The following is an 8,881-nucleotide window of genomic DNA, read 5'->3' as shown; positions in this document are numbered from 1 at the left end:
TGTCTAGGCTGATGCTTGGACCGACCGGGCAGTGGTGTCGGCGCCGGACGGGGCCTGGCCGTCGGCGCGCCGGAGGGGGAGGGGACATGCGAGTGGCGGCAGGGACGGTCACGGCCGGCCGGGGGGTCGAGATGACCCGGGTGGGTGAGCGGTGGCGGGTGACCCGGCCGTGGCCGCCCCGGCTGCGCCCGTTCGTGCACAGCTACGCCGGCTACTGGGAGGCGGCGGCCGCGCCCTACCGGGTGCGGCTGGTCCCCACGGGCCGGGCGGTCGTGCTGATCAGCCTGGGGGAGCCGTTCGCCCACGTCCGCCGGCTGGGGGACACGGGTCGCGGCAGCCCGGTGACCGGCTCGCTGGTCGCGGGGCTGGAGGACGGGCCCCGCGTATGTGACCACCCCGGTGGCCAGGAGGCGATCCGGCTCGAACTGACCCCGCTGGGCGCCTACCGGCTGTTCGCCGTGCCGATGAGCGAGCTGACCAACCAGGTGGCCGGGCTCTGCGACGTCCTCGGCCCCGAAGGTGATGTGCTGGTGGAGCGGCTGGCGGCCGCCGGCAGCTGGGAGGCCCGGTTCGACCTGCTGGACGCCGTGCTGGCGGCCCGGATCGAACGCGGCCCGGATCCCGCTCCCGAGGTGGGTCACGCCTGGCGACTGCTCTCCCGCGCGGGCGGTGCGATACCGGTCGGCCGGATCGCGGCGGAAGTCGGCTGGAGCCAGGGCCACCTGGTACGCCGCTTCACCGAACAGGTCGGGCTGACGCCCAAGACGTCGGCCCGTGTACTGCGCTTCCACCGGGCCGCTGGGCTGCTGGCCCGTCAGGACGTCAACCTCGCCGATGTCACCGCCACCTGCGGCTTCTACGACCAGGCCCACCTCAACCGCGAGTTCCGGGAGCTGGCCGGGACCACTCCCGGCCGGATGGCCGCCGCCCGGATGGCCGAGGGAGCCATCGCGCTGTGAGGGGCCAAGTGGACGAGGCGGGCGGGATGGGCGAGGTGGGCGAGGTCAAATTTGTCCAAGCCAGGCCGCCCGCACGCCGATAGTGTCCTGGTCCGGAGCCGGTCAGGCACCCACACGTGGCTCTGAGGGGGGAAGTACTCGATGGACAACCTGCTGCGCATCCTCGTGTCCGGCGCGCTCACAGGAGGCTTGATCGCTTTGGCGGGGGCCCTCGGCCAGCGTCGCCGCAGGCGCCGGGAGGGCGGTGGGCCGGACGGCCGCTGACGCGGACGGAGACCTGAGTGGGGCGGGGCCCGGCGCGGGGGAGGGGGCCGCGCCGGGCCCGGGTCAGCGCGGTGGCCCGGGGAAGCGGCCCGGCCGGGCCGCCGCCGCCTCCGCCGCCGCTCGGCGGGCGGCAGCCGCGTGGTGGGCGGAGCCCCAGGCGAGGGCGACGTGTTCGGCCAGCGCGTACGACTCGGCGGCCAGCTGCTCCTCGCCGACGAGCCGGTACAGGCCGCCCAGGGCGTGGGCGAGGGGGCGCGTCGCGTAGGCCCCGCCGGCCGCGCCGCCGAACTGGTCCCGGACGGGCAGCAGATGCCCGATCAGCGCGACCGCCCCGACGGTGTCGCCGAGCAGGACCGCGAGTTCGCTGCGGTAGTCGAGCTCGATCCCGTAGAGGTGGTCCGTCATGGGGCGTGCGGGGAAAACCACCTCCCGCGCCTCGTCCAGCCTGCCCCGGCGGGCCAGCACGAGGGCGTGGGCCACTGCGACGGGGGCACCGACGGCCGCGTGCACCTCGCGTACGCCCCGTTCGATGTCGGCGGCCCGCCCCTGAGTGAGCCGGATCGTCCAAAGGCCCAGCGTGCGCGGGCCGGTCGCGTGGTGTGCCCCGACCCGCTGGAAGAGGCCGTCCGCCTCGGCGTACCTCGCCTCCGCCTCGGCGAAGCGCCCGGTGACGGTGGCCAGCATGGCCGAGGTGGTGGCGTTGATGCCCTGCGCCCACCGCATGGCGTACCGGTTCGCGAGCGCCAGGCCCTCGGCTGTGTGCCGGCGCAACGCGACCGGATCGTTGCGCGCGGCCGCGCTCATGCCGTCGAGGTGCTCGCACACCCAGCGGTAGGCGGGGAGGTCGTGTGCCCGGGCGAGCCGGCGCAGTTCGGCGACGAGCGGTCCCCGGGCGGCGCCGTGCGCCTCGTGCGGCAGCAGTTTCGCGGACGTCATCAGCGCGGAGGCCAGCAGGCGCGGGTCCCCGGCGGTACGGGCCAGTGCCAACTGGGCGTGTGCGGCCGCGAGGGCCCGCGGCGCGTCTTCGGCCGCCACCGCGTCCACCAGTACCTGGAGCACGCGGGCCCGCGTCGGATCGTCCAGCGTGCGCTCCTCGGCCAGCCGTTCCAGGCGGCCCAGCGCGGTCCGGTCGAAGAAGCCGTCCAGTCTGCTGCGCCAGGGTGACGGTTCGGTCCATGCACCGTAGACGGCCGCCACCAGGTCGGCCCGGTCGGCCCGGTCGGCCAGTTCGACCGCCTGCTGCCGGGTGTGCCGGGCGGCGTCCGTGGCGCCGGCCCGGACCTGCGCGCCCAGCAGCCGCACGAGGAGGGCGATCGCGGCGTCCGGGTCCGCCTGGGGATCGGGCGCGGCCGCGGCATGCACCTCCAGGGCTTGGCGGATCAGTCCTACGGCCACGTCGTGGGCGTACCTGCGCTCGGCCATCTCCGCCGCGCGCAGCGCGTAGTCGACGGCCAGCGGGGCGTTCGCCGTGCTGCCCGAGCGCGCGAAATGGTGCGCCAGCGCGGCGAGGTCGTCGGGGCGGTGCCGGCGCAGCTCCCGGGCGATGCGGCCGTGCATGCGGGAACGGCGCACGCCGGTCAGGTCGGTGTACACGGTGTCGCGGACCAGCGCGTGGACGAAGCCGACACGGCCCGGCCGCGGCGCCGTCAGCAGATCCGCGGCCACGGCGGCGTCGAGCCCTTCGAGCAGGGTGTCCTCATCGGAGTCGGCCGCGTCCACGAGCAGGGCGACCTCGGCCTCCGTCCCTGCGACCGCGGCCAGCTGCACGGCTGAACGCGCGGCGGCGGGCAGCAGGCTCAGGCGCCGGCGCAGTACGTCCCGTACCCCTTGGGGCACTTCGCATACGGCGACCAGGGCGCCCTCACTGGCCAGTAGGCGCGCGCTCTCCCACACGTAGAACGGGTTGCCGCCGGTGCGCTCCGAGAGCACCGCAACGGTGTTCTCGGCCACTGGCTCGCGGCACACGGCTTCGACGACGGTGGCGACGTCCCCCGGCGACAGGCCACCGAGCGCGATCCGGTGCGGGGCGCGGGAAGCCAGCTGGGCAAGGGTCTTGACCAGCCGGTCTTCCACTTCGGCGGGACGGTAGCCGGCCACCGTGAGGAGGGGGACGCCGGTGACCGACGCCGCCGCCTCCAGCAGGGCGAGCGTCTCCCCGTCGGCGCGGTGCAGGTCTTCGATCAGGACGGCCAGGGGCCCGCGGGCGGCTGCGGCGCGCAGCCACGCGGTGAAGGCGCGGTGCATGCGGAAGCGTCCGGCGGTCGCCTCGTCGCGTGACGTGGCGGCCGTGCCGTCCGGTTCGTGCAGGAGGACCGCCAGGTCGTCGGGCCGCGCCGGCGGCGCCTCTTCGGCGAGCGCGGTGAGCGCCTCCGCCCACGCCCACGCGGGCGGCGCACCGTCGTGCTCCGGACAGCGGCCGATCACCACGGTCCAGCCCCCGTCCCGCAGCCGGCCGGCGAACCGGCGCAGGAAAGCGGACTTCCCCGCGCCCGCCTCGCCGGTGACCAGCACCAGGCCGCCGGCTCCGAGGGCCGCCCGCGCGGCCGCGTCGGCGGCGCCCAGCTCCGCGCTCCTGCCGACGAAGAGCTGGTGCGGGGTCCCGGGCGGTGCCGACACCTCCCGGGCCGGCAGGGCGACCGGCGGCACGGTGACCGGCGGCACGGTGACCGGCGACCCGCCGACCCGGGTCAGGACGACCGGGGGCACGACCACCGGAGGCACGACCACCGCCGCCACGGCGGGCGGTACGGCCGCGTGCAGTACGTCGAGCCGCTGGGTGAGGAGCGCCTGCTCCGTCTGTGCCAAGGCCGGCGAGGGGTCGCAGCCGAGTTCCTCGCGCAACACCGCCCTGGCGCGCCGGAGCGCCGCGAGGGCGTCGGCCTGCCGCCCGCAGGCCCAGTGGGCGAGCGCGAGCAGACGCCACCCCTCCTCCCGCAAGGGATGCCCCGCGACCAGGACTTCGGCCGCCGACGCCGCCTCGGACGCGTGCCCGGTACGCAGGTCGGCCGCGACGGCCAGCTCGCGGGCCTCGGCGAGCAGCGCGGTCAGGCGCACCGCTTCCGGCACGGCCCACGCCTCGTCCTCGTACCCCTGGAAGGCGGCACCCCGCCACCATGCCAGCGCCTCGGACAGCAGTTCCCGTGCCTGGGCCGCCGGGGCGCGCCGCGCCCGGTTCACGCGTGCCTCGAAGCGCCACGCGTCCACCGCGTCCTGCGGCAGGTGCAGGGCGTAGCCGGGGGGCGAGGTGACCAGGACGGCGGCGGGGGCGCGGGGCGGCCGTTCGGGTTCGAGCAGGCGGCGCAGGTTCGACACGTAGGCGTGCAAGGACGCGGTGGCCTTCGCCGGCGGCGTCCCGCACCACAGGTCCTGCGCCAAGCGGTCGACGGACACCACCGCACCGCGGGCTGCGAGCAGGTCCGCGAGTACGGCCCGCTGCCGCGGGGCTCCCAAATGGACCGGCCCACCACTCACATCGGCACCCAAGGAGCCCAGTACTCGTATTCGCAGCACGCGGCTGAAATCTACCGGAGCGACCTGCTCATCCGATCAACGGACGGTGAACGCCCAGGTCACGGGGACGCCAAGTGGTCGGCAGGCGAGCGCCAAGCCATCGCCAAGCCATGGCCAAGCAGGGGCGGACATGCTGTTGTCGTCCTCTTCCCGCCCCCGACTCCTGGAGCAAGTGAGCGTGTCCGGCAGCACTACCCCCCTCGAACGTCCCGCCGACGGGCGTCCCCACACCCACGAGATGGTGGTGGTCCACCGCGTCTTCCGCCGCGAGTCCGCCCTGCTGCCGCGTCTGGTGCGGGCCGTCCCTGACGGTGCGACGGCCCGAGCCGCCCAAGTCGGCGCTCATCTGGCCGAGTACGTGACGGGGCTGCACCACCACCACACCGTCGAGGACGAGACGCTCTGGCCACTGCTGCGCGAACGGGCCCCGGACGACGCACTCGTCGTACGGATGGAGGAGCAGCACCAGCGCATCGACCGGAGCCTGGCGGTGGTCGCGGACCGCACGCCCGCCTGGGAGCGCTCCGCCGGCCCGGCCGCGGCGAGGGAACTCGCCCTGGCGCTGGAGGAACACCGGTCGGCGCTCCTCGAACACCTCGACGACGAGGAGCGGCTCGTCCTCCCGCTGGTCGCCGAACACCTGAGCGTCGCCGAGTGGGACCTCGTCGGACGCCGCGGACTGGAAACCGTCCCCAAGAACAAGCTCCTGATCGCCCTCGGCGCGATCCTCGAAGAGGCGACGCCGCAGGAGCAGGCCTACTTCCTCGGCAAGGCCCCGTTCATCGGCCGTCTGATGTGGAAGGCAGTGGGACGTCGCCGGTACACCGCCTCCTGCCGCGCCCTGCGGGGGCCGCTGAACGGTGGGGCGGGACGATGACAGCACTCGACGCCGCCCCGCTCGACGTCCTCGACGCCTACCGGACCTGCGAGTTCGCCACCCTCGGCAGGGACGGTGCGCCGCTCGCCTGGCCGACGGCCGTGTCGCGGCGGCAGGACGGCACGCTCCTGCTCACCACCTCCCTCGCGTTCGCGCAGAAGGCACTCAACGTGCGCCGCGACGGCCGTGTCGCCCTCCTCTTCTCCGACCCCACCGGCAGCGGCCTCGATCCCGCTCCCCAGGTCTTCGTGGGCGGCCGGGCGCAGTGCCCCGACAAGATCATGACGGGCCCCCGAGGGGCCGAGGACTACTGGCGCACGCTCTTCGAGCGTCAGCCGCACAGCCGGTCGTACCTGTCGCCGCCCATGCGGCCGTTGATGCACTGGTACTACCTGCGGCTCCTCATCACGGTCACCGCCGAGCAGGTGACCGTACGGCCGCCCGTGGTGGCCCCGCCCCGACCGCGGGCGTCCGGCGTCCTGAGCGGAGCCCTGCCGGGGGCCGGGCTCCTGGCCCGCTACCCCACCGCGGTGCTGGCCGCCCGGGACGCGTCCGGGGCACCCGTACTCGCCCGGACCCGGCCGGCGCCGACGCAGGGCGGCTTCGCGGTGGACGTACCGCCCGACTGCGCCGTGGCCGCGGGGCCGGCCTCGCTGCTGGTGCACCGGCACGACGAGCGGCTGAACGGCATGCACAACGCCCTCGTGCGGGGAGAGCTGCGGCAGACCGCGGCGGGCTGGACCCTGCTGCCCACGACGGTGGTGGAACCGATGGGTTCGGGCCGCCCGGCGGACGCGCTGCGGGTCCTGCGCCACGCGAGGCGGTCCACGGACAGGTACCTGGACCGCAGGGGTCTGCGCCGGCCCCGGGTCCAGTGGGACCGGTTCCGCGACCTCGCGGCGCTCGCCCGGCAGCAGGAGCGGAGTCCGCGGTGACCACGGTCAGGCAAGCCCTGCAAGCCCTGCAAGCCCTGAAAGCCCTGATCGCGCGGGTCGTCCGGACCCCTCCCCGGGGAGGGGCCCGTGTGGTTGCGATGCGGCAGGTGATGCGTTCTCCCCACCACTGACCCCCGCGTCGAAGGCGTGACCCGGCGGAGGGGTACGGGCGCCACCGCGCGGCCCCGGAGGGCGTGTCACCGGTCCGGACGGGCCTCCGGTGCGGGATCGTCTCCCCGACGACCGGCGAGCGCGTACGCGGAGGTGTCCCGATGGAGGCGAACGACGGCGAGCAGGGCCGGCCGGCGCCCACCGCCCGGCCGCGACCGGGTCCTGCGGCCCGCTTGCTCGCCGCCCCGCCGCCGGGGCCCGCGCGTCCGCAATTCTGGCGCAGTCCGCTGCGGGGGCCGTGGCTGACCGCGGTGTTCGGGCTCGTCCTGCTGGTCGGAGTCACACTCCTGTTCCTGACCGGCCTGCTGTCGTACGCGGCGTACAACCCGGACCTGGCACCGGTCAACGACCAGACTCCCGGCAAGGGGTGGCTCGGGTTCTACCTGTTCTCCTGGCCGACCTCGCCGCACTGGCTCTACCGGCTGACCCAGGGCGTGCACGTCGTCGTCGGTGTCGTGCTCGTTCCCGTACTGCTGGCGAAACTGTGGTCGGTCATCCCCAAACTGTTCGAATGGCCACCCGTGCGGTCGGTCAGCCACGGCATCGAGCGCCTGTCCCTGCTCCTGCTGGTGGGCGGCGCGGGCTTCGAGTTCGTCACCGGCATCCTCAACGTGCAGCTGCACTACATCTTCCCGGGCTCCTTCTACACCCTGCACTTCTACGGGGCGTGGGTGTTCATCGGCGCCTTCGTCGTGCACGTCGCCTTCCGGCTGCCACGAGCGGTCCGCGCCGTACGCGCCCCGGGGGCGCGGCCTGCGGCCGGTACGCCGGAGGCGGCCGGGCTGGTCTCGCCCCGCCCGGCGGCGGCGACCGTCTCCCGCCGCGGAGCGGTCGCCATGGTCGGGCTGGGGTCCCTGGCGCTGTTCGTCGTGACGGCCGGGCAGAGCGTGGGCGGCTGGTGGCGCCACACCGCGCTGCTCGCCCCGCACGGCCGGGATCCCGGCTCCGGCCCGAACGGCTTCCAGATCAACAAGACCGCGGCGTCCGTGGGCATCCGCCCCAGTGACATCGGCCCCGCCTGGCGGCTGACCGTACGCGGGCCGGGCCGCCAAGTGGTGCTGACCCGCGAGGAACTGCTGGCCATGGAGCAGAACGAGGCGGCCCTGCCCATCGCCTGCGTGGAGGGCTGGTCCACCCCCGACCAGTTGTGGAGCGGCGTACGGCTCACCGCTCTGGCCGCGCTGGTCGGGCTGGGCACGGACGCCCCGCAGGTCCTGGTGGAATCGGTGCAGCGGGGCGGGTCGTTCAGCTCGGTGGCCCTGAGGGACAACCAGGTGCGCGACCACCGCTCGCTCCTGGCCGTACGGGTCAACGGGGCCGTCCTCTCGCCCGACCACGGCTACCCGGCCCGCGTCATCGTCCCCGGCGCACCCGGCGTCAACAACACCAAATGGGTCACTCGCCTCACCTTCGGAGAGCCGGTATGAGCGGTGCGACCGCGTTCCGCCGACGCTACGGGGCCTCCCCGCTGCACCTGCTGCTCGTACTGGCCTCCTTCGCCCTCACCGCCTACGCGGGCACGCGCCTCCTCAAGGGGGACGCGGTGGGCGTGGCCCTCTGGTTCGTCGGGGCGGCGCTCCTGCACGACCTCGTGCTGCTCCCCCTGTACTCCGTGCTCGACCGGGGCGCGCAACTCCCGGGAGCGCCGTGGCCGAGCGTGAACTACGTACGCGTCCCGGCGTTCGTCTCGGGGCTCCTGCTGCTGGTCTGGTGGCCGCTGGTCCTGCGCCGGGTCGGCCACTACACCGCGACCACGGGGCTCCCGGCCGGCGGTTTCCTGGGGCGCTGGCTGCTGATCACCGCGGCCCTCTTCGCGGCCTCGGCGGCGACCCTCCTGGTCCGAAGGTGGCACGCATCGGGACCCGCACGACGCGCGGCGCGCCGTCGGCGCCGCGACCGCGGCACTCCGCGCTGACCGCGGCGCCGGCGCCGTTGAGCCGACGCGGGCTCCGTGCCATGAGCCCTCGGCTGCCTGCGGATGCCTTCCGCGCGAGGTCTCCGAGGGCGGGGCCCCGCCGCGTACACCCGGGCGAGCCTCGAACGCGTCGCGGCGGGCACCAGTTCCCGGTGCCCGCCGAAGTGATGCCGTAGGGAGCCGATGCGGGCAGCCCTCGTCGGCGACGTTGCGCCGGGCGGCCTGCGCAACGCCGGGGCAGGCTCGACCA

General features: G+C 75.0%; 6 protein-coding genes. 5 read left to right on the top strand and 1 reads right to left on the bottom strand.

From position 1 onward, the window contains the following. The first annotated feature begins 86 nt into the window (after positions 1-86). Positions 87-959, top strand: a complete 873-nt coding sequence (locus IE207_RS13980) for a helix-turn-helix transcriptional regulator (RefSeq protein WP_190184471.1) — start codon at positions 87-89, stop codon at positions 957-959. 327 nt (positions 960-1,286) lie between these two features. On the opposite strand, the gene IE207_RS13975 is transcribed toward IE207_RS13980, so the two are convergent. Next, positions 1,287-4,673 (bottom strand): ATP-binding protein, encoded by a 3,387-nt coding sequence (locus tag IE207_RS13975; RefSeq protein WP_229873710.1) that lies wholly within the window; start codon positions 4,671-4,673, stop codon positions 1,287-1,289. A 238-nt stretch (positions 4,674-4,911) separates the two neighbouring features. Here IE207_RS13975 and IE207_RS13970 point away from each other — a divergent pair, with 238 nt between their 5' ends. The 4 genes from IE207_RS13970 to IE207_RS13955 all read left to right on the top strand — a co-directional run bounded on the left by IE207_RS13970 (position 4,912) and on the right by IE207_RS13955 (position 8,631). Beyond that, entirely contained in the window at positions 4,912-5,610 is a 699-nt protein-coding gene (locus IE207_RS13970) for a hemerythrin domain-containing protein (protein ID WP_229873709.1), read from the top strand. Further along, positions 5,607-6,545 (top strand): pyridoxamine 5'-phosphate oxidase family protein, encoded by a 939-nt coding sequence (locus IE207_RS13965; protein ID WP_190184470.1) that lies wholly within the window; start codon positions 5,607-5,609, stop codon positions 6,543-6,545. The genes IE207_RS13970 and IE207_RS13965 overlap by 4 nt, the downstream gene beginning before the upstream one ends. Positions 6,546-6,817: 272 nt before the next feature. Further along, complete coding sequence (locus IE207_RS13960; protein WP_190184469.1) at positions 6,818-8,143, top strand: molybdopterin-dependent oxidoreductase; 1,326 nt, start codon at positions 6,818-6,820, stop codon at positions 8,141-8,143. After that, positions 8,140-8,631, top strand: coding sequence for a hypothetical protein (locus IE207_RS13955; RefSeq protein ID WP_229873708.1), 492 nt, complete (start codon positions 8,140-8,142; stop codon positions 8,629-8,631). Before IE207_RS13960 ends, IE207_RS13955 begins: the two co-directional genes overlap by 4 nt. Positions 8,632-8,881: the final 250 nt, after the last annotated feature.

The sequence above is a fragment of the Streptomyces cirratus genome (assembly GCF_014650775.1).
GTDB lineage: Bacteria > Actinomycetota > Actinomycetes > Streptomycetales > Streptomycetaceae > Streptomyces > Streptomyces cirratus.
This window is presented reverse-complemented; position numbering and strand designations above follow the sequence as displayed.

Excerpts from the sequence above, each read along its gene's own strand:
- IE207_RS13960 (WP_190184469.1), top strand. The coding sequence starts at position 6,818 with ATGGAGGCGAACGACGGCGAGCAGGGCCGGCCGGCGCCCACCGCCCGG.
- IE207_RS13955 (WP_229873708.1), top strand. The coding sequence starts at position 8,140 with ATGAGCGGTGCGACCGCGTTCCGCCGACGCTACGGGGCCTCCCCGCTG.
- IE207_RS13965 (WP_190184470.1), top strand. The coding sequence starts at position 5,607 with ATGACAGCACTCGACGCCGCCCCGCTCGACGTCCTCGACGCCTACCGG.
- IE207_RS13980 (WP_190184471.1), top strand. The coding sequence starts at position 87 with ATGCGAGTGGCGGCAGGGACGGTCACGGCCGGCCGGGGGGTCGAGATG.